At 74.7% G+C, this 26778-nt stretch carries 28 protein-coding genes; 12 read left to right on the top strand and 16 right to left on the bottom strand.

Translation table 11 applies throughout. The features are described 5' to 3' along the window. The 4 genes from C8D89_RS22175 to C8D89_RS22160 form a co-directional block, all read left to right on the top strand. Window positions 1-409, top strand: a 409-nt coding sequence (locus C8D89_RS22175) for a transposase (RefSeq protein WP_133252019.1), incomplete at its 5' end; no start/stop codon positions are given. Window positions 410-546: 137 nt separating this feature from the next. After that, on the top strand, window positions 547-1587 hold the full coding sequence (gene sbnA, locus C8D89_RS22170) for a 2,3-diaminopropionate biosynthesis protein SbnA (RefSeq protein WP_116710286.1): 1041 nt from the start codon (window positions 547-549) through the stop codon (window positions 1585-1587). Further along, window positions 1584-3206: an IucA/IucC family protein gene (locus C8D89_RS22165; protein ID WP_165825863.1), complete on the top strand. Its 1623-nt coding sequence runs from the start codon at window positions 1584-1586 to the stop codon at window positions 3204-3206. Before sbnA ends, C8D89_RS22165 begins: the two co-directional genes overlap by 4 nt. After that, window positions 3203-4825, top strand: a complete 1623-nt coding sequence (locus tag C8D89_RS22160; protein ID WP_116710284.1) for an IucA/IucC family protein — start codon at window positions 3203-3205, stop codon at window positions 4823-4825. Before C8D89_RS22165 ends, C8D89_RS22160 begins: the two co-directional genes overlap by 4 nt. Before the next feature lie 41 nt (window positions 4826-4866). Here C8D89_RS22160 and C8D89_RS22155 read toward each other — a convergent pair whose 3' ends face one another. Beyond that, the gene (locus tag C8D89_RS22155) at window positions 4867-6204 is read right to left on the bottom strand and encodes an FAD-binding oxidoreductase (protein WP_116710283.1); all 1338 of its coding nucleotides are present in this window, start codon (window positions 6202-6204) and stop codon (window positions 4867-4869) included. Between the two features lie 33 nt (window positions 6205-6237). Next, window positions 6238-6627, bottom strand: a complete 390-nt coding sequence (locus C8D89_RS22150; protein ID WP_207787362.1) for a RidA family protein — start codon at window positions 6625-6627, stop codon at window positions 6238-6240. Between the two features lie 137 nt (window positions 6628-6764). On the opposite strand from C8D89_RS22150, the gene C8D89_RS22145 reads away from it, so the two are divergent. Then, on the top strand, window positions 6765-7901 hold the full coding sequence (locus C8D89_RS22145; RefSeq protein WP_116710281.1) for a response regulator transcription factor: 1137 nt from the start codon (window positions 6765-6767) through the stop codon (window positions 7899-7901). 62 nt (window positions 7902-7963) lie between these two features. Then, window positions 7964-9874, top strand: a complete 1911-nt coding sequence (locus C8D89_RS30470; RefSeq protein ID WP_116710280.1) for an aldolase/citrate lyase family protein — start codon at window positions 7964-7966, stop codon at window positions 9872-9874. A 6-nt stretch (window positions 9875-9880) separates the two neighbouring features. Here C8D89_RS30470 and C8D89_RS29875 read toward each other — a convergent pair whose 3' ends face one another. The 5 genes from C8D89_RS29875 to C8D89_RS22115 form a co-directional block, all read right to left on the bottom strand. Then, complete coding sequence (locus C8D89_RS29875; RefSeq protein WP_207787357.1) at window positions 9881-11728, bottom strand: serine/threonine-protein kinase; 1848 nt, start codon at window positions 11726-11728, stop codon at window positions 9881-9883. A 78-nt stretch (window positions 11729-11806) separates the two neighbouring features. Continuing rightward, window positions 11807-12673 (bottom strand): siderophore-interacting protein, encoded by an 867-nt coding sequence (locus C8D89_RS22130; protein WP_243418306.1) that lies wholly within the window; start codon window positions 12671-12673, stop codon window positions 11807-11809. Between the two features lie 222 nt (window positions 12674-12895). Further along, complete coding sequence (locus C8D89_RS22125; protein WP_243418300.1) at window positions 12896-14104, bottom strand: amidohydrolase family protein; 1209 nt, start codon at window positions 14102-14104, stop codon at window positions 12896-12898. Further along, window positions 14101-14412: a hypothetical protein gene (locus tag C8D89_RS22120; RefSeq protein WP_116710277.1), complete on the bottom strand. Its 312-nt coding sequence runs from the start codon at window positions 14410-14412 to the stop codon at window positions 14101-14103. Before C8D89_RS22120 ends, C8D89_RS22125 begins: the two co-directional genes overlap by 4 nt. After that, window positions 14393-14785 (bottom strand): Rieske (2Fe-2S) protein, encoded by a 393-nt coding sequence (locus C8D89_RS22115; protein ID WP_243418299.1) that lies wholly within the window; start codon window positions 14783-14785, stop codon window positions 14393-14395. The genes C8D89_RS22120 and C8D89_RS22115 overlap by 20 nt, the downstream gene beginning before the upstream one ends. Window positions 14786-14864: 79 nt before the next feature. On the opposite strand from C8D89_RS22115, the gene C8D89_RS22110 reads away from it, so the two are divergent. Further along, window positions 14865-15350 (top strand): protein-tyrosine phosphatase family protein, encoded by a 486-nt coding sequence (locus tag C8D89_RS22110; RefSeq protein WP_133252018.1) that lies wholly within the window; start codon window positions 14865-14867, stop codon window positions 15348-15350. Between the two features lie 13 nt (window positions 15351-15363). On the opposite strand, the gene C8D89_RS22105 is transcribed toward C8D89_RS22110, so the two are convergent. Then, on the bottom strand, window positions 15364-15981 hold the full coding sequence (locus C8D89_RS22105) for a TetR/AcrR family transcriptional regulator (RefSeq protein WP_116710274.1): 618 nt from the start codon (window positions 15979-15981) through the stop codon (window positions 15364-15366). 84 nt (window positions 15982-16065) lie between these two features. Between C8D89_RS22105 and C8D89_RS22100 the strand changes: the two genes are divergently transcribed. After that, window positions 16066-16920: an oxygenase MpaB family protein gene (locus C8D89_RS22100; RefSeq protein WP_116710273.1), complete on the top strand. Its 855-nt coding sequence runs from the start codon at window positions 16066-16068 to the stop codon at window positions 16918-16920. A 61-nt stretch (window positions 16921-16981) separates the two neighbouring features. On the opposite strand, the gene C8D89_RS22095 is transcribed toward C8D89_RS22100, so the two are convergent. From C8D89_RS22095 to C8D89_RS22085, 3 genes are all read right to left on the bottom strand, one after another. After that, window positions 16982-17344: a hypothetical protein gene (locus C8D89_RS22095; protein WP_133252017.1), complete on the bottom strand. Its 363-nt coding sequence runs from the start codon at window positions 17342-17344 to the stop codon at window positions 16982-16984. A gap of 176 nt (window positions 17345-17520) precedes the next feature. Further along, window positions 17521-18138 (bottom strand): isochorismatase family protein, encoded by a 618-nt coding sequence (locus tag C8D89_RS22090; protein ID WP_116710271.1) that lies wholly within the window; start codon window positions 18136-18138, stop codon window positions 17521-17523. Next, on the bottom strand, window positions 18135-18797 hold the full coding sequence (locus C8D89_RS22085; RefSeq protein ID WP_116710318.1) for a GntR family transcriptional regulator: 663 nt from the start codon (window positions 18795-18797) through the stop codon (window positions 18135-18137). Before C8D89_RS22085 ends, C8D89_RS22090 begins: the two co-directional genes overlap by 4 nt. A gap of 103 nt (window positions 18798-18900) precedes the next feature. Between C8D89_RS22085 and C8D89_RS22080 the strand changes: the two genes are divergently transcribed. Further along, window positions 18901-19788 (top strand): isocitrate lyase/PEP mutase family protein, encoded by an 888-nt coding sequence (locus C8D89_RS22080; RefSeq protein WP_243418298.1) that lies wholly within the window; start codon window positions 18901-18903, stop codon window positions 19786-19788. Window positions 19789-19914: 126 nt separating this feature from the next. On the opposite strand, the gene C8D89_RS22075 is transcribed toward C8D89_RS22080, so the two are convergent. From C8D89_RS22075 to C8D89_RS22055, 5 genes are all read right to left on the bottom strand, one after another. After that, window positions 19915-20289, bottom strand: coding sequence for a hypothetical protein (locus tag C8D89_RS22075; RefSeq protein WP_116710269.1), 375 nt, complete (start codon window positions 20287-20289; stop codon window positions 19915-19917). Between the two features lie 155 nt (window positions 20290-20444). Then, window positions 20445-20978 (bottom strand): HAD family hydrolase, encoded by a 534-nt coding sequence (locus C8D89_RS22070; RefSeq protein ID WP_116710268.1) that lies wholly within the window; start codon window positions 20976-20978, stop codon window positions 20445-20447. Further along, window positions 20975-21523, bottom strand: coding sequence for a DUF305 domain-containing protein (locus C8D89_RS22065; protein WP_116710267.1), 549 nt, complete (start codon window positions 21521-21523; stop codon window positions 20975-20977). The genes C8D89_RS22070 and C8D89_RS22065 overlap by 4 nt, the downstream gene beginning before the upstream one ends. Window positions 21524-21584: 61 nt before the next feature. Continuing rightward, window positions 21585-23249, bottom strand: a complete 1665-nt coding sequence (locus tag C8D89_RS22060) for a class I adenylate-forming enzyme family protein (protein ID WP_116710266.1) — start codon at window positions 23247-23249, stop codon at window positions 21585-21587. Beyond that, window positions 23249-24211: a cyclase family protein gene (locus tag C8D89_RS22055; RefSeq protein WP_116710317.1), complete on the bottom strand. Its 963-nt coding sequence runs from the start codon at window positions 24209-24211 to the stop codon at window positions 23249-23251. The genes C8D89_RS22060 and C8D89_RS22055 overlap by 1 nt, the downstream gene beginning before the upstream one ends. A gap of 200 nt (window positions 24212-24411) precedes the next feature. On the opposite strand from C8D89_RS22055, the gene C8D89_RS22050 reads away from it, so the two are divergent. The 3 genes from C8D89_RS22050 (at window position 24412) to C8D89_RS22040 (ending at window position 26772) form a co-directional block, all read left to right on the top strand. Beyond that, window positions 24412-24600: a cyclic nucleotide-binding domain-containing protein gene (locus C8D89_RS22050; protein WP_116710265.1), complete on the top strand. Its 189-nt coding sequence runs from the start codon at window positions 24412-24414 to the stop codon at window positions 24598-24600. A 149-nt stretch (window positions 24601-24749) separates the two neighbouring features. After that, window positions 24750-25067 carry a Crp/Fnr family transcriptional regulator gene (locus C8D89_RS22045; protein WP_116710264.1) on the top strand — a complete coding sequence of 106 codons (318 nt, stop codon included), beginning with the start codon at window positions 24750-24752 and terminating at the stop codon, window positions 25065-25067. Beyond that, window positions 25051-26772 (top strand): acyl-CoA dehydrogenase family protein, encoded by a 1722-nt coding sequence (locus tag C8D89_RS22040; RefSeq protein WP_116710263.1) that lies wholly within the window; start codon window positions 25051-25053, stop codon window positions 26770-26772. The genes C8D89_RS22045 and C8D89_RS22040 overlap by 17 nt, the downstream gene beginning before the upstream one ends. The last annotated feature ends 6 nt before the right edge of the window (window positions 26773-26778 follow it).

The following is a 26778-nucleotide window of genomic DNA, read 5'->3' as shown; positions in this document are numbered from 1 at the left end:
CGCTGAGATCTACCTCAGCCAGCCGGGACTCGGGACCGTGCTCGGCGCCCGGGTGCTCGCCGAGTTCGGCGACGACCCGCACCGCTACCAAGATCACAAGGCCCGCCGCAACTACGCCGGCACCTCCCCGATCACCCGCGCCTCGGGACGCAGGACCGTCGTGCTCGCGCGCTACGCCCGCAACCGCCGCCTCGGCGACGCGGTCCACCAATGGGCGTTCTGCGCCCTGAGCGCCTCACCCGGCGCGCGGGCCTACTACGACCAACTACGCGCCCGCGGCACCAGCCACCACGCCGCGCTCCGCCAGCTCGGCAACCGCCTCGTGGGCATCCTGCACGGCTGCCTCAAGACCCGAACCCGCTACGACGAGACCACCGCCTGGGGACACCGTCAGATATTCGCAGCTTGACCCGAGAGCCCATGGGATGTCTGAGCCGGACCGGCCCGCCCGTGGCCGAGCCGTCGCGGGGGCGTGGTTAGGCTCCCCTTCCACGGGGGCGGGGGATCTCCACCTCTCCCGGGCATCCGCTCGCGACGGAGGTGGGAGTGACCCTCGCCCGTGGGCCCCGGCCGGGCCTCGACACCCGGGCCGCGGGGTCCGTGCACCCGTCGGTCCTCGGCGCGGTCGGGACCACGCCGGTGGTGGCGTTGGACCGGCTGTTCGCGCGGCCCGGCGTCGAGGTGCTGGCGAAGCTCGAGCTGATGAACCCCGGCGGGAGCATGAAGGACCGCTCGGCACGGTTCATCGTCTCCAGCGGGCTCGCCGACGGGTCGATCCCACCGGGGAGCAGGCTGGTCGAGTCGAGCTCGGGCAACTTCGGGGTCGCCGTGGCGATGGCGGCGCGGCTGCACGGGCTCGCGTTCACCTGTGTCGTCGACCCGCACGCCAGCGCGGCCAACGTGACGATCATGCGCGGGCTGGGCGCGGACGTCGAGGTGGTCGACGAGCCCGACGCCGCCGGCGGCTACCTGCACACCCGCCTCGCCCGCGTCCACGAGGTCCTCGCGACCACCCCCGACACCGTCTGGATCAACCAGTACGCCAACGACCGCAACTGGCTCGCGCACTACCACGGCACCGGCGCGGAGCTGGTCGACCAGCTCGGCGCCGGTGGAGCCCCGCCGACCCACCTCGTCGGTGCGGTGTCCACCACCGGGAGCCTGCTGGGGTGCGCGCGGCGGCTGCGCGAGGTGTGCGACCCGCTGCAGGTCGTCGCCGCCGACGCCGTCGGCTCGGTGATCTTCGGCGGGGTGGGCGGGGAGACGGCACCACGGCGCGAGCTGCCGGGGCTGGGCTCCAGCCGGGTGCCCGAGCTGCACTCCCCCGACGAGATCGACCGCGTCGAGCACGTCGACGACGCCACCGCCGCCGAGGCGTGCCGGGAGCTGCTGGCCGCCGAGGCCATCTTCGCGGGCGGGTCGACGGGCGCCGTGGTCACTGCGGTGCGGCGGCTGCTCGACGACGTCGTGCCGCCGGCCCGGATCGTCGCGATCTTCCCCGACCGGGGCGACCGCTACCTCGACCGCGTCTACGACGACGCCTGGCTCGACCGGGCGCGGGCGCGACGGGTCGCGACGCCGCGGTGACGCCGTCCGCCACGACCCTGGTCCTGCGCGACCTCCTCGATGCCGCGGTCGCCGAGGACCTCGCCGGCCTGGGTGGCGCCCGCCTCACCCCGGCACCGGACGGTTGGCCGGGCCCGTGCGTGCGGCTGCCGCTGCCCGACGGCCGGTGCGTGGGCTGGCCGGCGCGTCCCGGCGGGGTCCTGCAGGCCACGCGGTACGTCGACGGCCCGGTGCTGGTCGGGGTGCCCGGCGAGCCGCTGCGGGAGGTCGCCGGCCCTGCCGAGCTCGTGGACCTGCTCTTCCCGGAGGCGCCGGCGCGCGAGGTCGTGGCCCGGGACCTGGCGACGGCCGTGGCGCACGCCGAGGTCGCCGGCCCGCCGGCCGGCGCCCTGTCCGAAGGGGTCGGCGAGCAGCTCGCCGTCGCCCGCGGACGCCCGTTCCACCCGACGGCGCGGGCCGTCGTCGGGTGGGGCACCGACGAGCTGGCCCGCTTCGGCCCGGGGCGGCTCGTCGACCTCGACTGGGTGGGCGTGCGGCGCGACCACGTGCGCCGGGGTGAGGGGCCGGCGCCGCGCTGGGACGTCGAGTGCCCGGACACCCACGTCCCGGTGCCCGTGCACCCCTTCGACCGCGAGCACGTGCTGCCCGTCGCGTTCGCCCCCGAGTTCGCCGACGGCACCGTCGTCGCCCTGGCCCGCGGCATCGGGCAGGGGCGGGCGACGGCGTCGCTGCGCACGCTGGACCTCGGCGGGGGCGTGCACCTCAAGCTGCCGCTGGGGGTGACGACGCTGGGCTCGGCGCGCCTGCTGCCCGCGCGCTCGCTCGACCACGCGCAGCGCGGCCAGCGGGTGCTGCGCGACGTGCTCGACGCCGACCCCGACCTGGCCGCGCGCGTGGCCGTCGCCGACGAGACGTCGTGGGTCGGCTTCGCCCGCCCCGGCGGCGGCGACGAGTTCCACGAGCGCCCGGGGCACCTGGCGGCCGTCGTCCGTCGGCTGCCGGCCGGGGGCGGTGCCGTGCGGGTGCCGCTGGCCGCCCTCGCCGCCCCGGCCTGGGACGGGTCCCTCGCGGAGCTCGGCGACCCCGCGGCCGTGTTCGCGGCGGTGGCCGAGGCCGTCGTCGAGGTCGGGATCGGGTTCCTGCGCCACGGCGTGCTCCCCGAGATGCACGGGCAGAACGTGCTGCTGGAGCTCTCTGACGGCCGGAGCGTGCGGCTCGTCCTGCGCGACCACGACGCGGTGCGCGTGCACCCCCGGTGGCTCTCGGTGCCCGACCCCGGTTACCGACTGGCGCCCGGCGGGTCGCAGTCGCTGGTGCTGGACACGCCGGGCGCGCTGATCGGGTTCTTCGCGACGCTGGGGCTGCAGGTGGGGTTGGGTGGGGTGGTCGACGCGCTGGTCCGCCACACCGGGACACTCGAGCCGCGGTGGTGGTCGGTGATCCGGCACGCAGTGGAGGCGTCGGTGGAGCGCACGCGCAGCCCGGTGGTGCGCCAGACCCTGCACGCCGCGCTGCTCGACGCCGAGAGCTGGCCGTACCGCGCGGTGCTCGGCCCGCTGCTCAAGCAAGGGCCCTCGCGGGGCACGAGCATGCCGGCCGGCACGACGTGGGTCGCCAACCCGTTGCGGGCGGTGCCGTGACCGCCTCGCCGGCCGAGATCGTCGCGGCGCTCGCGGCGGCCGGTCCGGTGCGCGAGCGGGTGCTGGCCCAACTGGTCGAGTCGCTCGTGCTCGAGGACGCGGTGGCGGTGTCGGGCGGCGGCGGGCCGGGGACGACCTGCGGGCCGTTCACGCTGCGCTTCGTGCGGACGGCGTCGTTCGGGCGGGTGCGGTTGACCGCTCCGGTGACCCGCGACGGCCGCCCGGTCACCCCCGGCGAGTTCCTGGCCGAGGCGCCGATCCACGCCGACCCCGCGTGCCGGGCCCGGCTGGGCGTCGAGCTGGCGGCGACCGTGCTGGGCGACGCGCTGGCCCTCCACCGGCGGCCGCGGGTCCCGCTCGACCCCGGCGCCGGGCATGACGTCCTCGAGGCGCTCACCGCCGACGGGCACCGCTACCACCCGGCGTACAAGTCGCGGATCGGCTTCGGGGTCGGCGACCTGCTGGCCTACGCCCCGGAGTTCGCGCCGGTCGTGCGACCGCTCCTGGTCGACGCCGTGCCGGGGCTGGCGTCGGTGTCGGCGGCGGCGGGGCTGGACCCGGCCGTGGTGTGGAGCGCGCCGACCGGCCGCGTCGGGATCCCCGTGCACCCCTGGCAGTGGGAGCACCACGTGATCGCGGCCCACGCCGACGCGCTGGCGTCCGGGGCGCTGCGGGTGGGCGGGCCGGACCCCGACGCGTACCGCCCGCAGGCGTCGATCCGCACGCTGGCCTGCGTCGGCGTGCCGCACCGACCGTCGGTGAAGCTGCCGCTGGCGATCACGAACACCTCGACGTCACGCGGCCTGGCGCCGCACACGGTGCGCAACGCCGCGCCGATCTCGGACTGGCTGGCGGGGATGGTGGCCGGAGACCCGGTGCTCGCCGAGAAGGCACGGATGATCGTGCTGCGGGAGATCCTCGGCGTCACCGTCGACCCGGGGCTGGGCGCGATCTGGCGCGAGAGCCTGCACGTCCACCTGCACCCGGGCGAGCGGGCGGTGCCGTTCCCGGGGCTGGTGTCGCGGTCGGCCGAGGGCGTGCCGCTGATCGACCCGTGGATCCGGGCGCAGGGCGCGCGCGGGTGGGTCGAGCGGCTGGTCACGGTGTCGGTCCTGCCGCTGGTGCACCTGCTCGTCGTGCACGGTGTCGCGCTGGAGGCGCACGCGCAGAACATGCTGCTGGTGCACGCGGGCGGGCTGCCGACGCGGGTGGCGCTGAAGGACTTCCACGACGGCGTGCGCTTCTCGCGGCCGCTGCTGGCGGCTCCGGCTCCGGTGGTGGAGCCCCCGCCGGCGGGTCACCCCAACGCCAACTCGTTCCTCGAGACCGACGACCCGGCGCAGGTGACCGGGTTCCTGCTCGACTGCCTGTGCTTCGTCAACCTCGCCGAGATCGCGTGGCTCCTGGCGGGCGAGTACGGGTTCGCCGAGGAGGAGTTCTGGGCGGTCGTGGCGCGGGCGGTGCGCGATCACGCGGAGCGCGTGCCGGGGTTCCGCGAGCGGCTGGCGGTGTTCGACGTCTTCGCCCCGATGATCGAGGTCGAGAGGCTCACCACCCGCCGCCTCTGGCCCGACACCGAGCTCCGCGTCCACGCCCTGCCGAACCCCCTACGTGCGTGATCTTCTGAGCTATAGCTCAGAAGATCACGCACGTAGGCCGGTCAGCGCAGCCCCACCGTCCGGAACATCCCGGCGGGGTCGTACTGCTCGCGCACGCTCGTCAGCCACGCCAGGGTCTCCGCGTCCCACAGCGCGCCGAGCCGGCCCCCGGAAGCGAGCCCCTGGAAGTTCGGCAGCCCCCCGTCGACCCGGGGCCGCAGCGCGTCGACCACGGCCCTCGTCGCGGCCGGCGCGATCGCGGCGACCGGCGGGAACATCGGCGCCAGGGCATAGAGCGTGAACCCCGCGTCGCGGCCGGCCACCGCGTCGTGCGCCCGGTCGGGACGCCGGGCGATCGCCCCGCCGAGCTGGCGGAGCTCGGCGATGATCAGCGGGGTGTCCACGCCCGGCCCGGCCGCGGCCAGCAGCGCGTCGACCGCCTCGGCGGGCAGCTCCGACAGCGTCGCCGAGTCGTCCCACACCGGCATCGGCTCGGTCGGGTCGGCGTGGATGGCGTCGATCGCGGCGAACGGCATCTCGTCGACCATGTCCGCGACCGGCTCCGCGACCGCCCGCATGGGGGCCAGCAGCGCCGCCCCCTCCTCGGCGGTGCCGAGGTACGCGAAGCGCAGGTGGGCGACGAACGCGCCCTGCAACGGCGGCGGGAGCGACGGGTCCGGGGGCAGGCGCAGCAGCGCGACCGAGCTCGACGCCTCGTCGGGCAGGGTCGCGATCCACTCCCGCCACGCGTGCAGCACCTGCGGCGATGCCTCGCCGGGGAAGAAGATCCCGCCGCCGTAGAGCCGGGACACGGGATGCAACGCGATCTCGATCTCGGTGACGACGCCGAACCCGGCCTTCCCGCCGCACATCACCGCGAACAGGTCCGGCTCGCGGGTGGCGTCGACGTCACGCTCGATTCCGTCGGCGGTCACGACACGGATGCGGCGCACCTGGTCGGCGCCCGTGCCGAACGCGCGGGACAGCGGGCCGTGCCCGCCGCCGAGGCAGAAGCCGGCGACACCGACGTTCGACGACGAGCCGCTGACCGGCGCCAGCCCGTGGGGCGCGCTCGCGGCGATCACCTGCTTCCACCGCGCACCGCCGCCGACGACCGCGGTGCGGGCGACCGGGTCGACCCGGACGCCGTCGAGGTCGCGGGTGGAGATCAGCACCGAACCGGCGAGGTCGCTGACCAGCTGGTGGCCGGTGGCCTGGACCGTCACGGGCCGGCCCTCGGCGCCCGCCCACCGCACCGCGGCGACGACGTCGCCGGGACTGCGGGCCGCCACGACCAGATCGGGGCGTGGCGTCAGGGTCGTGACGAACGGCGCGACGGCGGCGGTGAACTCTGCGTCCTCGGGACGCAGCAGGGCGGGGGCGGTGACGGAGGTGGTCACGGTCGTGTCCTCTCTTCGGTGTCCGTGCGGGGGTCAGCGGCCGGCGGTGGCGTCGATCTCGACGGCCATACCGGGCAGGGCGAGGCGCGCGACCTCGACGAGCGTGCAGGGCGGGGTGGCGCCGACGGCGTCGAGCCGCTCGGTGATCGCGGCGTAGGACGCGACGGCCGCGTCCATGTCGGTCACGTGGACCACGAGGCGGGTGACGTCGCGCAGGTCCATCCCGCCGGCGGCGAGGAGCGCCTCGACGTTCGCCATCGTCAGCGCCATCTGCGCGGTCATGTCGCCGGCGTGCAGGAGCGCCCCGTCGGCGCCGACCGAACCTTGTCCAGCCACGGTGAGTAGCTGCTTCGGCGCCGGGCGGAGTTGAGCCTGGTCGTGGCGGAAAGGCGCGTTCCAGGACGTCGGGTTGATCCGTTTCATCTCGCTGAGCTGGGGAGGTGACATGGCAGGGAGCCTGAACCGTGGATCACCGCCCGCCCATCCCAGGGCGCTGGTGTCCTGCCACCCCAGGAATCTGGGATACCCCGACTGCCGCAACTGCTACTACAGTGCGTGACATGACGGTGAGCGCCGAGCGGGTGCGCACGCAGATCGACGGACTCGCCACCGCTGGCCTCGACTGGCCGACGTTCGGTGCCGCCGCCATCGAGACGCTGCGTACGGCGCTGCCGTTCTCCGCGGCCTGCCTCGCCACGGTCGACCCGGCCACCGAGCTCGTCACCGCCACGGTCAAGTGGGGCGACGTCGACGACGACCACGACCTCGAGTGGGCGTACTACGAGTACGAGGTCGACGACGTCTACGACTTCCGCCGCGTGTGCCGCAAGCCCGGCGGCGTCGCCGCCCTCGGTGCCGAGACGCAGGGCGACCCGGCACGCTCGCGGCGCTGGGCGGAGATGTTCCGGCCGATCTGGGACTACTCCGACGAGCTGCGCGCCGGGCTGTCCGCCGACGGCGCGACCTGGGGCGGCATCGCGCTGTTCCACCAGGGCGGACGCACGTTCACCCTCGCCGAGCAGGAGTTCGTGAGCTCGGTGGCCGCCGGGTTCGCGCGCGGGTTGCGCGCCGGGCTGGTCGCGGGGGCGGTGGGTCTGACCGACGTGGGGGACGACGCGCCCGCGGTGCTCGTGATGGGCGCCGACGACGAGGTCGTGCAGGCCAACCCGGGCGCAGAGGCGCGCATCGCCGACCTCGGCGGCGGCCCGCTGGGCGACGCGCGGCTGCCGCAGGTGGTGTGCGCACTGATCGGGGCCGCCCGACGGCGCGCGTCCGACCCGACGGCCGCGGTGCCGCGCGCCCGGCTGCGGTCGCGGTCGGGGCGCTGGGTGGTCGCGCACGCCTCGCCGCTGGTCGGGCGGGGCGACCGGCGTTCCGACGTCGTCGTGACCCTCGAGGACGCCCGCCCGCCCGAGGTGATCCCGCTGGTCGTCGCCTCGTACGGGCTGACCGACCGCGAGCGGGAGGTCGTCGGCCTCGTGCTCGCCGGCGTCGACACCGCCGACGTCGCCCGCCGCCTGCATCTGTCGGCCTACACCGTGCAGGACCACCTCAAGAAAATCTTCAACAAGGTCGGCGTGCGCAGCCGCCGCGAGCTCATCGCCCGCGTGTACTCCGACCACTACGCCCCGCGCCTCGTCGAGGGCGGGGCGCTCGCACCGTCGGGGTGGTTCGCGGGGTGCGCCACGCGCACGTGAGCGCTCTCGCGTGCTCCAGCACCCCGAAGTGCTCACGAGCCCGCAGGGCACACTGCCCCGCCGTGGAGGGGCTCTTCGTGGCCACGCCGTCGCCGGCGCTGGTCGAGATGGTCGGCGCGGCCGGGTACGACGTGGTGATCCTCGACGCCGAGCACGCGCTGGTCTCGCCGGAGACGCTGCAGGACATGATCCGCGCGGCCGAGGTGTCGGGCGTCGCGCCGTGGGTGCGGGTCCCCGAGCACGACCCGGGGTTCGTCCTGCGCGCGCTCGACGGGGGCGCCACGGGCATCGTCGTCCCGCACGTGCGTTGCCGCGCCGACGTCGAGGCGGTGGTGCGGGCGGCGCGCTACGCCCCGGAGGGGATGCGGTCGCTGAACTCGGGGCGGATGGTCGGCCACGGCCGCGTCGACCTCGCGACGCACGTGGTGACGGCGAACGCACGGGTGACGATCGTGGCCATGATCGAGGACGCCGAGGCCCTCGCGGTGATCGACGAGATCGTCACCACACCCGGGCTGGACATGGTGCTCGAGGGCGCGGCGGACCTGTCCCAGTCGCTCGGGGTGCCGTGGCGGACGCGCCACCCCCTGGTGCGTCGGGCGGTCGAGGACGTGCACGCCGCGTGCGAGCGTCACGGCGTCCGCTTCTGCGCCCTCCCCCGAGTCCCCGCCGACGTCCACCGCTGGCGCGCCCGCGGCGTGCGCGACCTCGTCCTCGGCGAGGAGCGTTCCCTGGCCGTGCGGGCCTTCCGGTCCCGTGTGAGCGAAGTTCGCGGCCATAGCCGCGAACTTCGCTCACACGGGGAGGTGATCGAGCACGCGGTCGCCGCGCCGGAGCCGGTGTGCCTGTTCTCCTACGACCTCGCGGCGCTGCAGGACCACGCGCGCGCCGTCGTCGGCGCGCTGCCGGAACGGTGCCGCATGTTCTACGCCGTCAAGGCCAACTCCGACGAGCGGGTGATCGCCGCCCTCGACGGGATCGTCGCCGGCTTCGAGGTCGCGTCGGGCGGCGAGCTCGCCGTGGTGGGCGAGGCCGCCCCGGACGCCGCGGTGCTCCTGGGCGGGCCGGTGCCCACCGACGCCGAGCTCGCGGCGGGCGTCGCCGCCGGCGTGACCCGCGTCCACATCGAGAGCCTGCTCGGGCTGCACCGGCTCAGCGCCGCCGCCACCGCGCAGGACACCACCGCCGACGTCCTCCTGCGCGTCAACCTCGCCGGCCCGTTCCCCGCGGCGACGCTGGCGATGGCCGGGCGCCCCACGCAGTTCGGGTTCGACGAGGCCGACCTGCCCGCCGCGGTGCACGCGGCCACCGCCCTCCCCGGCCTGCGCCTCGCCGGCTTCCACCTGCACTCGCTGTCGAACAACCTCTCCCCCACCACCCACCTCGCGATGCTCGGGCACTACCGCGACGTCGTCGTCGGCTGGGAGGAGCGGTTCGGGGTGCGCGCCGAGGTGGTGAACGTCGGCGGCGGCATCGGCGTCGACTACGCCGCGCTCGACACCCCGTTCGACTGGCCCGCGTTCTGCCGCGGGCTGGCCGACCTCGTCGAGACCTTCCCGCCCCACTGGCGTGAGATCGACTTCGAGTGCGGGCGCTTCCTCGTCGCCCGCTGCGGCGTCTACGCCGCTGAAGTGCTCGACGTGAAGCGCACCCACGGCCACGCCTACGCCCTGCTCCGCGGCGGCACCCACCACTTCCGCCTGCCCGCGTCGTGGCAGCACAGCCACCCGTTCCACGTCGTGCCCGTCGAGGCGTGGCCCGAGGGCCGGCCGCGCCCGGAGGTCGTCGACGAGGAGGTGACGGTGTGCGGCGAGCTCTGCACCCCCAAGGACACCCTCGCCCGCGCCCCCGTCGCACGCCTGCGCGCCGGGGACGTCGTCGTGTTCGAGGCCGCCGGGGCCTACGGCTGGGACATCTCCCACCACGACTTCCTGCGCCACCCGCACCCGCAGCGCGTGTTCCTCGGACCCTGACCTCCCCTAGGCCTGGCGCTGCCCGTCGATTTTCCAGATCCCGTCCTGACGGACCAGCCGGAACACCGTGCGCTCGTCGACCTCGCGCCCGTCGGTGTAGCGGTAGGTCACGGTCGCGTCGACCTCGTTCCCACCGGCCGGCGAGACGCCCCGGACCGTCACCTGCTCCATCCGCCCCCAGAAGGCGCGGTAGCTGTCGAAGCCGCCCGCGGTCTGCTGCTGGAACGACGGCGTGAGCCGTCGCCACCCCTCGTCCAGCTGGTTCGGGATCAGGCCGTAATAGTCGATGATCGCCTGCTGGCGGGCCTGGTCCTCCGGGCCGCCGGCCAACGTTCCCGAGCCGCTCGCGCCCGTGGAGCCGGTGGAGCCGCTCGCACCGCTGTCGCTCCCGGCGCTCGGGGTGGACGCGCTGCTGCTCTCCTCCGGCGCCGCCGTGCTGCCCGGCACCGACGCCGTCGGACGGTCGCCGGTCGAGCTCAGGACCGCCGCCAGCACGAACGCGGCGGCGACGGCCACGACGGCCGCCGCGGCCAGGACCCACGGCCAGCGCCGCCCGCGGCCGGTGTCCTGCGCGTCGTCGTCCTCGTCGGGGGCACCGACCGGGGCGGTGGTCGCCGCGGGGGTGGCGGGCGAGCCGGTGCCGGGCGCGGCGGCGACCGCACCGCCTGCGTGCCCGTCGCCGTCGGGCGCCCGTGCCGTGACCGGGACGACCGACGCCGCGGCGGGCGCGGTCCCGGGCGCGGCCGCCCGTGCGGGCGCGGCGGGTGCCGGGGCGCGCGCCGGAGCGGGCGGGGGCGCCGAGGGCGGCCCGGACGCCGTCCCGCCCGGCGGCGCCGACGGCGGGCCCGCCACGGCGGGGCCCGGGGCGGCGGCGGCCGCGGGACCCACGGCTCGACCGGCGGCCGCCCCGTCGACGTGACCCGCGTCCGGACCACCGTGCGGGCGCCCGTCCAGGTCCCCGTCCAGACCCCTGTCCGGGCCCCCGTCCGGCCGCACGAAGAACGGCGTGACCGGCCCCTCCTCCGTTCCGGCCGTGGCGGACACCAGGCGCGCGAGATCGTCGCGGGCCCGGGCCATGTCCGGCCGCCCCGCGGGCTCGGGCTGCAGCAGGTGCTCGACGAGAGCGGCGACCGGGCCGCGGTGCTCGGGCGGGGCGTACTCGCCGGAGGCGACGCGGTGCAGCACCGCGAGCGGGTTGTCGCCGGTGCCGAACGGCGGCGTCCCCTCCAGCGCGGCGTAGAGCGTCGAGCCGAGCGAGTAGACGTCCGAGCGGAAGTCGGCCTCGCCGCCGCGGGCGACCTCGGGGGCCAGGTAGGCGGGGGTGCCCGCCATCATCCCGGTCGAGGTGATCGTGACGTCGTCGACCGCGCGGGCGATGCCGAAGTCGGTGACCTTCACCAGCCCGTCCTCGGTCATGAGGACGTTGCCCGGCTTGACGTCGCGGTGCACGATCCCGGCCGCGTGGGCGGCGGCGAGGGCGTCGGCGACCTGGCGCCCCAGGCGGGCGACCCGCTCGGGGTCCAGCGGCCCGTCGGTCACGATCACCTCGGCGAGGCTGCGCGAGGGCAGGTACTCCATCACCAGCCACGGCCGGTCGTCGTGCTCGACGACGTCATAGACGCCGATGGCGTGCGGGTGGTGCAGTCGGGCGATCATCCGGGCCTCGCGGAAGACCCGGCGATGCGCCTGGTCACGGGCCTGCTCGTCGGCGCCGGCGGGCAGCCACACCTGCTTGAGCGCCACCTCCCGCTGCAGCCGCTCGTCCTCCGCCCGCCACACCACGCCCATCGCGCCCTGGCCGACACGCGTGCGGACGCGGTAGCGCTCGGCGATCAGCTCGCCCTCGTCGGCCACCCGCCACTCCTCGCCCTCGACCCTGCGTCGGTGCGGGGAGTCTGCCCCAGACGGGCGGCGATCATGTCCGCGGCGTGCTCAGGTGCTCGGCGGACCGACCGGGATCGGGAAGCCACCGGTCATGAGCTCGTAGCTCATCTCGTGCACGTCCTGCGTGGTGACGAGCGTGATCCCCCGCCGCGCGGCTTCGGCGCGGGCGGCGCCGAACGTGGCGTCGGAGTCCTCGTGGGAGCGGCCGCGGGTCCAGTAACGGATGGCGTGGCAGTGGCTGCGACCCAGGCCGCGGTGCACGCGCAGGTGCTCGCGGATGGCCTTGACCGCGTGCCCCTCCCCCGCGACCCACGCGGCCGTACCGGGCACCACCGGCCGGTCGCGGACGGCGTCGACCAGCGCGCCGCCGTGCGCGCGGTGGACCCACTGCACGGGGCGGGCGAGGTCCTGCTCGTCGCGCGCGTCCTCCACCTCGACCACGGCGTGCACCGGGGCGTGGCGGGGCAGGGCCTCGAGCAGCCCGGCGATCGCCGGCAGCGCGGTCTCGTCGCCGGCGAGCAGCACCTCGCGGGTGTCCTCGGGTGGCGTCCAGCCGCCGCCGGGGCCGACGACGCCGGCCGGGTCGCCGGGACGCGCCGCTGTGGCCCAGCGGCCCGCGGCCGAGTCGCCGTGCAGGGCGATGTCGATCGTCAGCGCGCCGGCGGCCCGGTCGAGGGCGCGCACCGTCATGCTGCGCGCGTACGGCCGCGTGGCGCCGGGGCGCCAGGTGAGGCCGGACGAGCCCGGGGTCGGTAGGACCACCGGCGCGCCGGGCTCGGCGAAGAGCAGGCGGACGTGCGCGGCGGGCGCGACGTCCTCGAGCGCGCGCAGCGGCTCGCCGCCCACCGTCACCCGCTGCATGCGCGGGGTGAGGCGCTCGGTCGCCACCACCTCGAGCAGCGGCAGCACCGCCATCCGCGCCACGCGGCCCTCCTTCACCCGAATGCGAGGAAGGCTAGCCTCACCACACAGCGACGGGAACCCGGGGCCCGGTCGTGGCGCCGAACGCGGCGCGTCCTGCGTCGGGCGGGGGGGCGCCCCGTGATCGCGCGGTGATCGATGCGGCGTTGCTGGCGTTGTACGCCAGCAACGCCGCATTGCTGGCACGCGGAGCGTGCCACCCCCCATCCCCGGACCTCAGAGGCCGAAGACCTTGCGCGCGGTCTCGCCGAGGATGTTGCGTTTGGCGTGGTCGTCGAGGAACGGGATGGCGGCGATCTTGCCGGGGACGTCGAAGTCCCAGTGCGGCCAGTCCGAGCTGTACATCAGCGAGTTCTGCGCGTCGATCGCGCACAGGGTCGACTCCAGCAGCGCGTCGTCGGTCCACTCCATCGGCTGCGAGGTGTAGTACATCTCGCGGATGTAGTGCGACGGCGGCTTCGTCAGCAGCGGCGCGTCGGACTGGCGCATGAAGTACTCGTGGTCGAGACGCTGCATCATGAACGGCACCCAGGCCAGGCCGCTCTCGATCCAGATCGTCTTGAGGCCGGGGAACCGCTCGGGGATGCCGTTGATGACCCAGTTGGTCATGTGGGTCATGTTGCAGGTCACGAAGCTCATCGAGTGCGCCGAGAGGAAGCGGTTCATCGTCGACGTCATCGAGTCGGCCTGGTTCGGCCCGGCGTGGAAGCCGATCGGCAGCCCACGCTCCTCGAGCATCCGGTAGAGCGGCATGTAGGCGTTGCGGTGCACGCCGGCGTGGCGCTGGCTGGTGACGAGGAAGCCGATGACGCCCGGGTGGTCGGCGAACTCCTCGACCGTGGCCAGGCACGCCTCGGGGTCCTCGAACGGCAGCCCGAGCATCGTCTTGATCCGCGGCTCGCGCGGCAGCACCTCGGCGGTGAACCAGCGGTTGTAGGCCTGCAGCAGGGCGGTGGCGACCTGGGGCTGCGGGTGCAGGCCGGTCTCGAGCATCGGCTGCGGGAACACGACCTGCAGGTCGATGCTCATCGCCTCCATCGCCCGCCGCACCAGCGTCACGTCGCGGTGCGCCCCGCCCTCGGACCCCGGGGTCTCCTCGGCGAGGGCGGCCTGGTGCGGGATGCGCCCGGAGACGTCCTGCATCGTCAGGCCGGGCGAGTGGTTGTGCAGGGCCAGCCGCCCGGCGTTGGGCCAGTTCCGCATCATCTGGTTCGCGGTGTCGCGCAGCACCGGGTTGTCGAGGTACTGCAGGATCTCCGGCCACGAGTCGAGCTCGACGTGGTGGGAGTCGACGTCGACGATGAAGTAGTCGTCGAGCCCGTAGCGCTCGGTGTCCGCCGCCGCGTTGGCGAGGATCTCCCTGCTGTCGGTGTGGGTGGTGATCTCCTGCGTCGGCAGGCGCCGCACACCCTCGTCGATGCTCATGAACCACTCCTCGAGAACCACAGCGCGAGGTCGAAGGGGTTGAGGTCGTGGGCCCGCAGCGCCGCGGTCGCGAGCACGACGGCCTCGGTGGGTGTGAGGTCGGTGCCCGTGGGCGGGTGCGCGCCCTCCTCGGCGGCGACGGCGTACAGGCGGCCCGCGACCGCGACGCCGCGCCGCGCGGCGTCCGGGTCCAGCGCCGCGATCGCCCCGTCGCCGAGGCCCGCGTCGACCTCGGCGGTCAGCTCGTCGACCAGGGCGGCGATGCGCGCGGCACGCGCCGAGGGCGGCTCAGAGGGTGACGCGGACACGGCCGCCCTCCTCGGCGACGGCCACCGGGCGCAGCGCGTAGTCCGGACGTCCGGGATGGCGGCCCGTGGTCACGTCGTACTCGAACCCGTGCCACGGGCAGACGATGTGCATCGTGTCCTCGTCGAACACCGTGCCCAGGCTGCCCTGCTCCGCATCGAGGCGCTCGCGCACCCGCGAGACGATCCGTCCCTGGCAGGCCGGGCCGCCCTGGTGCGCGCAGACGTTCTCGTAGGCGAAGAGCCGTCCGCGGAAGCGGAACACCCCGACGGTGACCGTGCGGGCGCCGGCGTCGATCGCCACCACGAGCCGCCCGCGCTCGGGGACGTCGGTGCTCGCGCCCACGTCGAAGGACCGGGCCGTGGTGGTGGTCACGGCGACCACCGTGCGACGCGCCCGGCCCGATGTAAAGCTCTGGGGGCACGGCGAGCGTGGGACCGAGGCGGAGGAACCCGTGGACGGAACGGTCGGTGACGTGACGGGCGACGGCTACGTCGCCGCGCACCTGCGCAGCGACCTCGACGAGGAGCCCCCGCCCTGGCCCCCGCACGAGATCGTGCCGGGCCTGTGGCAGTCGGGCAGCCCGGAGCCGGGCGAGCACTGGGACGCGGTGTTCGACCTGCACGGCAGCGCGCCGCCGCTCGAGGACGTCGAGTTCTACGTGCACTGGCTGATCGAGGACGGCCCCGCGCCGGCGTTCACGACCCTGCGCAGCCTCGCCGACCTCGTCGACGACCTGCGCTCCGACGGCAAGAGGGTGCTCATCCACTGCGCGGCGGGCATCAACCGCTCGGGCCTGCTCTCGGCCGCGGCCCTCATCCGCGGCGGGCACGAGCCCGGCGAGGCCATCGCCCTGGTCCGCGAGGCCCGCACCGGCGCGCTCAACAACCCGAACTTCGTCGAACTGCTGCACGACCCGCGATGGTCCCCCCGCGAGTGATCGGGGTCGACGATCAGCGCTCGCCACGCGTCGAGGACGTCCCTGTCCGGTTCGACGCAGCGAGGGAGCCACCGGCTCCTCGTGAGTGATCGGGGTCGTCATGACGACCCAGGTCACTCACGAGGTCGAAGACCCTGAGCAGCTCGCCGACGTCGGTGGGCCCGAGGAGCTGCTGGCGTCCGATGAGCACGGCGAGGGCGAGGTCGGCGAGGCGGTCGGCGCGCTCGGGCTCCACGTCCGCCGCGACGAGCGCCTCGGCCACGACACGGTGGCGGTGCTCGTCGACGCGGGCCTGCACGGCGGCGACCCGCTCGTCGCCGTGCGCCCACGCGCGGATCGCGGTCTCGGCCTCGTGCGGGAACGTCAGCGCCAGGTGCTTGAGCACGTCGAGACGGCCCTCGGGGTCGGGCTCGCGGGCCGCGAGCTCGGCGAGGCGGTGGGTGTCGACGGCCTCCCAGTGCGCGAGCAGGGCGTCGACGAAGCCGTCCCACCCGCCGAAGTGGTGGTAGAAGGACCCGCTGGTCACACCCACGTCGCGGCAGAGCGTCGCCAGCCGCAGCCCGGCCCGCCCGTCGCGCGCCAGCAGCGCCATCGCCGCGGCGAAGAACCCCTCGCGGTTGGTCACGGTCACGGCACACCCCCTTGCCGCAGAACGTAGCAGCTCCTATGTTCCGTGGTGGCCGAAGATAACCACTCTTACGTTCGGGAGACGACGGTGGACCGGTCTGCCTGGGTGCGCCGCATCGCCGCACTCGACCCCGCGGTGCCCGACGAGGCCGAGGAGATCCACCGGATCACCGCGGCCATCGAGTTCCCGTGGGACGTCCGCCAGGCCCTCGGGCTGGCCCTCTTCCGAACCTATGCCGTGCCCACGATCGGCGAGCTGCTCGCGCGCACCGGCGAGTTCACGTCCCGCACCCAGAAGCGCTACGACGACACCGTCCTGCTGCTCGGGGCGACCGTCGAGCGAGGCCTCGACGCCCCCGACTCCCGCACCGCGATCCGGCGGATGAACCAGATGCACCGCCGCTACGGCATCGCGAACGACGACATGGTCTACGTCCTCGCCACGTTCGTCGTGACGCCGCTGCGCTGGCTCGACGCCTTCGGCTGGCGCCCGCTGCACCCGCACGAGCGCCTCGCCGCCGTCGCCCACTACCGAGCCCTGGGCCGGCGCATGGGTATCCGGGACATGCCCGACGACGAGGCGGGCTTCGCCGCGCTGATGGACCGCGTCGAGGCCGAGCGCTTCTCCTGCACCGACGGCGGGCGGCGGGTCGCCGACGCGACGCTCGCGCTGATGACGACCTTCCCGCCGTTCTCCCGGCTCCCCGCGCCCGCGGTCCGGCGGGGCACCACCTGCCTCATGGACCCGCACCTGCTACGGGCCCTGGGTTACGCCGTCCCCACGCGCGCGGAACGGCTGGCCGCCCACGCCGGGATGCGCCTGCGCGCGCTCGTCGAGCGTCGGATGCCGCCGCGCACCACGATGGTCACCGTCGAGGAGCTGCCCGAGGTGCGCTCCTACCCCGGCGGCGTCGACCTGGCAAAGCTGGGCACCTTCGCCTGACGGCTGGTGAGCGCTCGCCCGTGCCGGGGCACGGAATCAGGGGAGCACGCCGCCAGGGCACTCACACCGTGTCGGCGAAGGTCCGGTGCGGCAGGTCGATCCCGTCGGTGTAGTGCTCGGCGGCCGCGCGCAGCCACAACGCCCGGCGCTCGTCGGCGTCGGGCTCCGGGAAGCGCTCGCACTGGCGCGTGCGCCCCGGCGCCGGCATCTCGGCCGGGCCCCACACCTCGGCGTACTCGTACTCCCGCGACGCGGTGACGCCGCGCGCCAGGGCGACGGCGTCGTCGTGCGTGGCGCTCCACCCGAGGCTGCGCCACCCCTCGACGTCCGGGCGGCGACCCGGCGGCGGCGCCCAGGCCCGCACCTCCCAGCACAGGTCGGTGGGCTCGTGGGGACGGCGGTCGGACAGCGGACGCTCGCTCACGACGATCACGCTCCTCGCACGGTTCTCGGCGGCGGAGGCGGCCCGGTACCGGTGCGACCAGGTCGTCGATGCCCGGCTTACTCCTCCCGCCCGCCGGGGTCGAGCACGGCGAAACGCCCCGACGGGCACGGATCGGCACACCCCGGGACGGAGCACCGGCGACCGTCAGCGGATCGTCAGGCCCGCGCGCCGGAGAGCCGGTCGACCGCGGTTCCGAGGTCGACGACGTCGGCGTACTTGGCGTCGAGGTCGGCGAGGTTCTGCTCGTGGAGGGCCGTCGAGCGGTCGGCGCACGCGTCGGCGACGACGATCGGGCGGAAGCCGGCGGCGAGCGCGTCGGTGGCGGTGGCGCGCACGCAGCCCGACGTCGACACCCCCGCGACGACCACCGTGTCGACGCCCCGGGCGCGCAGGGTGGCGGCCAGCGACGTGCCGGCGAACGACGACGCGTGCTGCTTGGCCACGACGGGCTCCCCCGCGCCGGGCCGGAGGGCGAGCTCGCCCCACCCGCCCGGGGCGCCCTCGGCGAAGCACGCGAGCGCAGGCACCTTGGCGGCGAAGAACCCGGCGTCGACCATGCCGGGGGCGAAGCGCACCACCGTCCAGAACACCGGGTGCCCGCCGGCCCGCGCGCCGTCGACCAGGCGGGCGCCGGCGTCGACCACCGTCGGGGAGCCGAGGAAGAACGGCCCGCCGGGCTCGGTGTAGGCGCGGACGAGATCGACGACGACGACCGCGGGCCGCACGCCCCAGCCGACGCGTGCGGCGAACGTCGCCCCGTGCGGGTTGCTCATCGCGACCCCACCATGACCGCACGGGCGTTGCCGAGGTGGCAGCGCATGACCGCGCCGGCCCAGTCGCCGTCGCCGGCCCGCAACGCGGCGACGATCTCGGCGTGGTGGGCGAGGCTGCGCGCGAGCGACGCCGGGTCGTAGGCGTGGAACGTCCGCGTCACCACCGGCGTGTGCACGACGTTCGCCAGCGCCGCCGCGAGCGCGGGTGCCCGGGCCAGGTCGAGCAGGCGGGCGTGGAAGTCGCGGTTGAGCCCGACCAGCGCGTCCAGATCCTGATCGGGGCCCGGCGCGCCGACCGCGAGCATGCGGTCGGCGAGGTCCTGGAGGGCGTCCAGGTCGTCGGCGGTGGCGTGCGCCGCGGCCCGCGCGGTGGCGCGGGGCTCGAGGGCGAGCCGGACGTCGAAGATCCCATGCAGGTCCTCGGGGGTGAACGACGTGACGCGCGCGCCGCGGTGGGCCTCGAGCGCGACGAGGCCCTCGGCGGCCAGGCGGGTGAGCGCCTCGCGCACCGGCGTGCGCGACAGGCCGAGACGCTCGGCCAGCTCGACCTCCCCGAGGTGCGCCCCGGCGGCCAGGTCGCCGGAGAGGATGGCCTCCCGCAGGTCGGCCAGCGCGCGCTCCGAGGCCCGGCCGGCCGGACGTTCCGCTGTCCTCGTCACCGCCACCCCTCCTCGACGTTGTACGCAATCTAGGGTGGGATGGGGGCGACGACAAGGGACGACGCCGTCCCACCGCCCGCCGTTGTGCACAAGGAGCCGTGCCGTGGGAGACCTGCTCAGCCGACCCACCGACCGCCGCGCCCGCCTGCGCGCCCTGCTCGACAGCGGCTCGCCCGTCCTCGCGCCGGGCGCGTTCGACGCCCACTCGGCGCGGCTGGTGGAGCAGGCGGGCTTCGACGTCGTCTACATGACCGGCTTCGGCACCACGGCCTCCCTGCTCGGCCGCCCGGACATCGGCCTGCTCGGGCAGGCCGAGATGGTCGACAACGCGCGCCGGATGGCCGGCGCGGTCGACGTCCCCCTGATCGCCGACGCCGACACCGGCTACGGCAACCCGATCAACGTCATCCGCACGGTGCGCGAGTACGAGCAGGCCGGCCTCGCGGGGCTGCACCTCGAGGACCAGGTCATGCCCAAGCGCTGCGGACACCTCGCGGGCAAGGTCGTCGTGCCCGCCGAGGACATGGTCGCCAAGATCCGCGCGGCCGTGGCGGCGCGCGCCGACGACATGGTGATCATCGCCCGCACCGACGTCGCCGCCGTCGAGGGCCTCGACGCCGCGATCGAGCGGGCGCGCCGCTTCGCCGACGCCGGCGCCGACGTCCTCTTCGTCGAGGCACCGACCTCGGAGGAGGCCATCGAGACCGTCGCGAAGGAGCTCTCCGGCCACACGCTGCTCTTCAACTGGGCGGAGGGCGGCCGGACGCCCCCGCTCTCGCTCGACCGCCTCGCGGAGATGGGCTTCGCGCTCGTCCTGTTCCCGGTCTCCACGTTGCTGGCCGCCGACACGGCCATGCGCTCGGTGCTCGCCCGCCTGCGCGCCGACGGCACCCCGGCTGGGGTGCTCGACGAGATCGGGGGCCTCGACGCCTTCGCCGACCGCGAGGGGCTGGCGGAGATCCGCGAGCTGGAGCAGCGCTTCACGTCCTGAGGGCTGGGCGGAGCGAGGGTCACCCTTGCTGCGTGCCACGCAGCCGGGGCGCCCCTCGCTGCGGCGTCACCCCGTGCCCGGGCGCCCGCGTCACCACCCCCGGGCCCGTCGCCGCGCCGGCGGCTCTCACCACAGGGCGTGCTCGACGGTGCCGCTGTGGAGGGTCGAGATGCCGCAGTCCCTGCTCCAGTCCAGGAACGCGGGGAAGTCCTCCCATGTCTCGGTGGCGAGGCGCCAGTGCTCGGTCACGCCGGCAGGGGTCTCGTAGATCTCGCTGAGGACGAAGATGGTGTCACCGGTGCGCTCGGACGACGGATCGAGCGGGTTCGTCAGACGCGGACCCTTGGAGATGCGGTACGAGAGCAGGGCCGTGTCGCCGGAGCGGGAGTGGCCCTCCATCCACTTGGCATGACTCCGGAAGATGCGGTCGCCCTCGTCCACCTGCTCCGGAGTCGTGGCCGTCCACATGGCGACGATGTTGGTCTTCCCCTGCTCGCCCATCGTTGATCGGTCCTTCCAGGTGTCGTGACCTCCGGGCCCCCGCGGCCGACGTCCACCCGCACTTCGGGTCCGGGCGATCGCGTCCACGACGGTCGGGGGGATCGTCCGCTCGGGTTTCCGCCGCCCGCCATACGCAGTTCACGACGATTGCGCGCTCACACGCCCGCCGGCGCGCCCCCGTCGCGGCGCCAGCGGTCGCCCTCGAGGTGGTCGAGGTCGAGGTCCCGCGCCGCCTGCAGCGCCTCGGGTGAGCGGGCCACGAGCAGCGCCATCCAGATCGGGTAGTGCTCCTGCTGGCGCAGCGCGACCTCGTGCTGCCCGGCGATGAGCATCCCGGGCTTGGGCAGGCGGCACCAGCAGCGCGCGTGGTCGGGCATCGGCGCGTCGGGGTGGTGGGGGCAGAGCACGACGTGGTCGAGGAGGTTGGCCACGCGCTCGCGCACCGTCCACAGCGTGCGCAGGGCCGTCTGCTCGTCGGTCTCCCCCAGCGCGACCCCGCCCTGCTGGCTGAACCCGAGGATCCGCCCGCCCGCGCCCTTCCACAGCCGCAGGCGCTCGACGGCGTCCGGGAAGACCTCGATGTCGAACGGACCCCTCCACGGGCGGCCGAGGTCGTCGGGCGTCTTGCGCAGGACGCCCTCGACCTCGACGAACAGCATCGGCACCGCGGGCCGCGACGGTGGGGTCATGGCCTGGCGATGCTAGTCCTCAACTCCTGCAGCACGGCGATCTCGCGGGACTGGGAGGTGAGCAGGACCCGGGAGAACCGCCGCAGCGTCTCGTCGGTGCCGACCGCGAGGTAGTCGTGGGCCATCACCAGCGCGCCCTCGTGGTGACGGATCATCGTGTCGAGCCACGACCGTTCGAACGCGGGCCCCTGCAGGGTCCGCAGCCGGTCGAGGGTCGCCCGGTCGGCCATCCCGGGCATGTCGTGCCCGCCGTGCGGTGCGGTGGTCACCGGTAGCCCGCGCGCCCGGGCCAGCCCCTGCATCTGGCCGATCTCCTCGACCTGCTCGCGGTCGATCCGCAGCGCGACCGCGTCGAGACCGGGTGACACGTCCCGATGGTCGACCATCGCGGTGAGATCCAGCGCCTGCTCGTGGTGCGGGATCATCCCCGACAGGAACGCGGCGTCGACCGCGGCCGGGTCGGGCGCCGGCGGGGTCACGGGCGCGTCGGCGCACCCCGCCGGCGCGAGGACGACGAGCAGCACGACCACGAGTGCGCGGAGCATCGTCAAGATCGTGGCCGACGGGCAGTGACCTCGCCGTGGTGCGGGCCCGGGGACCGGCGTGCTACGACCGCAGGGCCCGCCGCAGCAGCTTCCCCGTGACGGTCTTCGGGATCTCGTCGAGCAGCTCGACCTGGCGCGGGTACTTGTACGCCGACATCCGGTCCCGGCAGAACGCGATGAGCTCCTCGGGGTCGACGCTCTGTCCAGGACGCACGGACACGAACGCCTTGACCGTCTCGCCGCGGTACTCGTCGGGCACGCCCACCACCGCCGCCTCGCGGACCGCGGGGTGCTCGTAGAGCACGTCCTCGACCTCGCGGGGCCAGACCTTGTAGCCGCCGGCGTTGATCTGGTCCTTCTTGCGGTCGACGACGTAGAACCAGCCCTCGGCGTCCATGTAGCCGACGTCGCCGGTCTTCAGCTCGACCGACCCGTCCGGGGCGCGCAGCGCGTTCTCGGTCTCCTCGGGCTTGTTCCAGTAGCCCGGCACCACCTGCGGCCCGCGGGTCACGATCTCCCCGATCTCGCCGACGTCGGCGTCGCTGCCGTCGTCGCGCGCGATCCGCACGACGGTCGAGAAGATCGGCACGCCCACGGACAGGGCTCCGGACGCCTCGTCCACGGGCGCCCGGCCCCCGAGCGGCACGCCGTGCGACGGCGAGGTGGTCTCGGTGAGCCCGTAGATGTTGTGGATGTAGGTCCCGAACTGGTCGGCGAACGCCTTCACCGTCGACGGCGGGATCGGCGCGCCGCCGGAGAAGATCTTCGTCAGTGACGACAGGTCATCCTTCGTCGCGCCCTCGGTGTTCATCAGCGCGATGAACACGGTGATCGACCCGGCGGTGAACGTCGGGCGGTGCTCGCGGATCGCGTCGAGCAGCACGTTCGGCTCGAAGCGGTAGGCCAGCACCAGCGGCATGGGCACGAGCAGGCAGACCGCCGTGTGGGCGACGACGCCCGTGATGTGGAACAGCGGCGCCACGCCGAGCACCGAGTCCTCGGGCGTCAGGCCCACCCAGTCGCGGTAGGTCTGCGCGTTGAACACCACGTTGCGATGGGTGTTCATGGCGCCCTTGGGCGGGCCGGTGGTGCCCGAGGTGTAGCCGAGGAACGCGACGTCGTCTCCGCCCAGCTCGACGGGCTCGGGCGTGCGGTCGCCGACCGAGTCCAGCACCTCGGACAGGTCCTCGGTGCCGTCGTGGCGCACCCGCTCCACGCCGGCGAACAGGCGCGGGTCGTGGCGTGTCTGGTACTCCAGCGGCGAGGTCGTCCACGCGATCCGCAGCGACGGGATCGTCGGCACGACCTCGCGCGCCACCTGCCCGAACAGGTCCTCCTCGGCGAGCAGCGCGGTGGCCTCGCAGTCGGAGAGCAGCGTCGTCAGCTCCCGGGTGCGGCTCATCGGGTTGATCGAGACGACGATGCCGCCGGCCTTCCACGTGCCGATCACCGCGATGAGCACCTGCGGGATGTTCTGCAGGTAGGTCGCGAGGCGGTGACCGCGCTCGAAGCCGCGGTCGGCCAGCGCGACGGCGAAGCGGTCGGAGAGCCGGTCGAGCTCGGCGAGCGTGATCGTCCCGTCGAAGTACCGGACGATCTCGGTGTCCGGGGCCCGCCGCAGCGCGTCGGCGAACATCGCCAGGCCGCTGGGGAACTCGGGCTCGATGTCGTGGGCCTGGCCCTCGGGGTAACGCGCCAGCCAGGGGCGCTCGTCGTACACGCCCATCAGCGGATCACCACGGGGTTGACCGGCGAGCCCGTCGCCTCGTGGATCTTCAGCGGCGCGGCCGTGTAGAGGAAGTCCCAGCGCCCGTCGGCGGCGCACGCCTCGGCGAGGTCGTCCAGCCAGATGATCTCCGCGAGGCTGACCCCGAGGTTGCGCAGCAGCGAGGCGTGCAGCGGCAGCAGCACCCCGCTCCCGGGGTCGGCGGTCACCTCGTTGGCGATGGTGTCCGTGACCAGGTTGGGGATCTCCTTGCGCTGGAACCACTCGACGAGCTCGCGCGAGTAGGTCAGGCCCGGCTCGACGAAGCCGTCGTAGAACTCCTCGTGGGAGACCGAGTAGAAGTACTTCAGGAAGCCGGTGCGGATGCAGATGACGTCCCGGTCCTCGATGGTCACGCCCTGCGCCGCCGCGGCGTCCTCGAGGTCGGCGTGGGTGAACGTCTCGCCCTTGTCCAGCCAGTCCTTGCCGCGGTGGCGCGCCATGTCGATGAGGACGCCGCGGCCGGCGACGCCCCGCTCGGCGATCGGCAGGATCGACGCCCAGCTCATGCCGCCACCGTTGGTGGTGTCGGCGGAACGCCCGTTCCAGAGCGTGTCGTCGTACCAGGCGTGACCGAGCGCGTCGTACTGCGACGAGCCCTGCAGAAAGATCTCGGCCTTGTCGTCGGTGGCGCGGATGCCGCCGGGGAAGCTCGGGCCCTGCCCGGACTCGAAGAGCTCCTGGTCCCACACCATCTCGCGCTTGATGCCCTCCCGGCCCGGGAAGACGGGGTCGCCGTGCGGGTGGCCCATCGGGCACTGCAGCGTGAAGACCTGACCGTCGCGCACGCTGCCCACCCCGCGCAGGACCTGGGCCGCGTCGAGGTAGTTCAACGCGCCGACCTCGTCGTCGGAGCCCCACTTGCCCCAGTTCTGGGGAGGGTCGTCGCCCAGCAGTTCCCGCATCGACGGCACGTCGGCCATGAGCTCCTCCTCGAGATCATCGTGACGCGGCCCACGGTGCACGCCCATCCCCGCGAGGGACAAGGCCGACCGGCAGGGGTGATCGACGATCGTTAGGCTCCGCATCCGGGCGGCCGACCGTCGAGCAGCTCGGCGAGATCGAGTGGTTCCGGCGTCTGCCGCCCGCCCACGGCGACGCCGTCGCCCGCGCCTGCTCGATCGTGACGCTCGCCCGCGACGGCGTGCTGTACCGCTCGGGGGACGCTCCCGACGCGTTCTACGTGCTGCTGCGCGGCCGGGTCGGGGCCTGGCGGGGCGAGCCGGCCGACCCCGAGTCGATGCTCTACTTCGTCACCGACCGCCGCCACGACAGCCTGTGCCTCGAGAACGTCGTGGCCGACATCCCGTAATTCGCGACGATGCGCGGGCTCGCCGAGAGCACCGAGGGTGCTGCGCGTCCCGGCCTCGCTGCTGCCCCGGATGCTCGAGACCGACCGCGGACTGGGCATCGCGATCGCGCGTCACATCGCCGGAGCGCCTGCAGGCCTTCACCGAGCAGATGACCGACCTGGGCTCGCTGCCGGTGATGCGCCGCGTGGCCAAGTACCTGCTCACCGCGCAGCGCGACGACTCCGGCCTGGTGGTGGTGACGCCGCGGCAGGCGGAGCTCGCGAGCCGGCTCGGCGCGGCGCGCCAGTCGGTGAACCAGGCCCTGGCCACCCTGACCCAGCGCGGCATCGTCGCGCCCATCGGCCGAGGCGAGTACGAGGTGCGCGACCGCGCCGCCCTCGTCGCGCTGGCGCGCGGCGGACCGGCCCCCGGGCCTGGCTCCCGGGCGCGCGGCGTGGTCGGATCCGCGCGTGCCCCCGACCCATGAGGTGATCAACCAGGTCCCCGACCTCGTCGGCCACGACGTGGCCGCCGACCCCCCGCTGCTCGAGGCGCTCGAGCGCGAGGGTGCGGGCTGGGCCCGCGACGAGCTGCACGCCGTGGGCCGGCTGGCGGGCTCGGCGACCGCGCAGGAGTGGGCCGACGCCGCGCACCGCCACGAGCCCCGGCTGCGCACCCACGACCGGGTCGGGCACCGCGTCGACGAGGTCGACTACGACCCGGCCTACCAGGAGCTGACCCGCGTCGCCGTCGAGCACGGCTTCGCCGGCGCCCCGTGGGCCGACGACCGGCCGGGCGCCCACGTGGCTCGGGCGGCGGGCTTCCTGACCTGGTCGCAGCTCGAGGCCGGCCACGGCTGCCCGATCTCGATGACCTACGCGGTTCTGCCCGCCCTGCGCGCCGCCCCCGAGCTGCTCGCCACCTACGGCCCCGGCCTGACCAGCCGCGTGCACGACCCCGGGCTCCGTCCGCCCGCGGAGAAGCGCGGCCTGCTCGCGGGGATGGGCATGACCGAGAAGCAGGGCGGGTCGGACGTCCGCGCCAACACCACGGTCGCCCGCCCCGACGGCGAGGTCTACCGCCTCACCGGGCACAAGTGGTTCACCAGCGCGCCGATGTGCGACCTGTTCCTGGTGCTCGCGCAGGCCGACGGGGCGAGCGGAGCAACGGGTGCGGGCGGCGGGGCGAGCGGAGCGACGGGTGCGGGCGGCGGGGCGACGGGTGCGGGCGGCGGAGCCGGGCTGACGTGCTTCCTCGTGCCGCGGATCCTCCCGGACGGCACGCGCAACACGTTCCGCATCCAGCGACTCAAGGACAAGCTCGGCAACCGGTCGAACGCCTCGTCGGAGCCGGAGTTCGACGACACCGTCGCCTGGCGGGTCGGCGACGAGGGCCGCGGGGTGCGCACGATCATCGAGATGGTCGCCTGTACCCGGCTGGACAACACGCTGGGCTCGGCGGCGGGCATGCGGGCGGCGGTGTCGCGCGCAGCCCACCACACCCGACACCGCGCCGCGTTCGGGCGCACGCTCGTCGACCAGCCGCTGATGCGCGAGGTGCTCGCCGACCTCGCCTGCGAGTCCGAGGCCGCGGTGACGCTGGCGATGCGCCTGGCCGGGGCGCAGGACCGGGCGGGGCACGACCAGCGCGAGGCCGCGTTCCGGCGCATCGGCGTCACGCTGGGCAAGTACTGGATCTGCAAGCGCCAGACGGCGGTGGTCGGCGAGGCGCTGGAGTGCCTCGGCGGCAACGGCTACGTCGAGGAGTCGGGGATGCCGCGGCTGTTCCGCGAGTCGCCGCTCAACTCGATCTGGGAGGGCTCGGGCAACGTCAACGCCCTGGACCTGCTGCGGGTCCTCGCCCGCGAGCCCGCGGCGCTGGAGGCCTACCGCGACGAGGTGCTCGGCGTCGACGACCGCGTGGACGCCGGCTACAAGGACCTCGAGCCCGAGCTCGCCGCCCCGGACGAGCGGGGCGCGCGCCGGCTCGCCGAGCGCATGGCGGTGCTGCTGACCGGCGCGCTGCTGGTGCGCCACGCCCCGTCGGCGGTGGCCGACGCGTACGTCGGGTCGCGGGTGGCCGGCGACCACGGCCAGGCGTTCGGCACGCTGCCCCGCGGGACCGACGTGGACGCGGTGATCGACCGCCTGCCCGACACGACCCCGACCCCGACCCCGACCCTCAGGAGCTGATCGGTG

The organism is Actinomycetospora cinnamomea, assembly GCF_003096675.1.
Lineage (GTDB): Bacteria > Actinomycetota > Actinomycetes > Mycobacteriales > Pseudonocardiaceae > Actinomycetospora > Actinomycetospora cinnamomea.
Note: the sequence above shows the minus strand (reverse complement) of the source record. Positions and strands in the feature narration are given on the sequence as shown.

Coding starts and splice junctions, on each gene's coding strand:
- C8D89_RS22150 (WP_207787362.1), bottom strand. CDS start 6,627: ATGAAACGGATCAACCCGACGTCCTGGAACGCGCCTTTCCGCCACGAC.
- C8D89_RS22145 (WP_116710281.1), top strand. CDS start 6,765: ATGACGGTGAGCGCCGAGCGGGTGCGCACGCAGATCGACGGACTCGCC.
- C8D89_RS22130 (WP_243418306.1), bottom strand. CDS start 12,673: ATGGCGGTGCTGCCGCTGCTCGAGGTGGTGGCGACCGAGCGCCTCACC.
- C8D89_RS22125 (WP_243418300.1), bottom strand. CDS start 14,104: ATGAGCATCGACGAGGGTGTGCGGCGCCTGCCGACGCAGGAGATCACC.
- C8D89_RS22090 (WP_116710271.1), bottom strand. CDS start 18,138: ATGAGCAACCCGCACGGGGCGACGTTCGCCGCACGCGTCGGCTGGGGC.
- C8D89_RS22075 (WP_116710269.1), bottom strand. CDS start 20,289: ATGGGCGAGCAGGGGAAGACCAACATCGTCGCCATGTGGACGGCCACG.
- C8D89_RS22070 (WP_116710268.1), bottom strand. CDS start 20,978: ATGACCCCACCGTCGCGGCCCGCGGTGCCGATGCTGTTCGTCGAGGTC.
- C8D89_RS22065 (WP_116710267.1), bottom strand. CDS start 21,523: ATGCTCCGCGCACTCGTGGTCGTGCTGCTCGTCGTCCTCGCGCCGGCG.
- C8D89_RS22060 (WP_116710266.1), bottom strand. CDS start 23,249: ATGGGCGTGTACGACGAGCGCCCCTGGCTGGCGCGTTACCCCGAGGGC.
- C8D89_RS22055 (WP_116710317.1), bottom strand. CDS start 24,211: ATGGCCGACGTGCCGTCGATGCGGGAACTGCTGGGCGACGACCCTCCC.
- C8D89_RS22045 (WP_116710264.1), top strand. CDS start 24,750: ATGACCGACCTGGGCTCGCTGCCGGTGATGCGCCGCGTGGCCAAGTAC.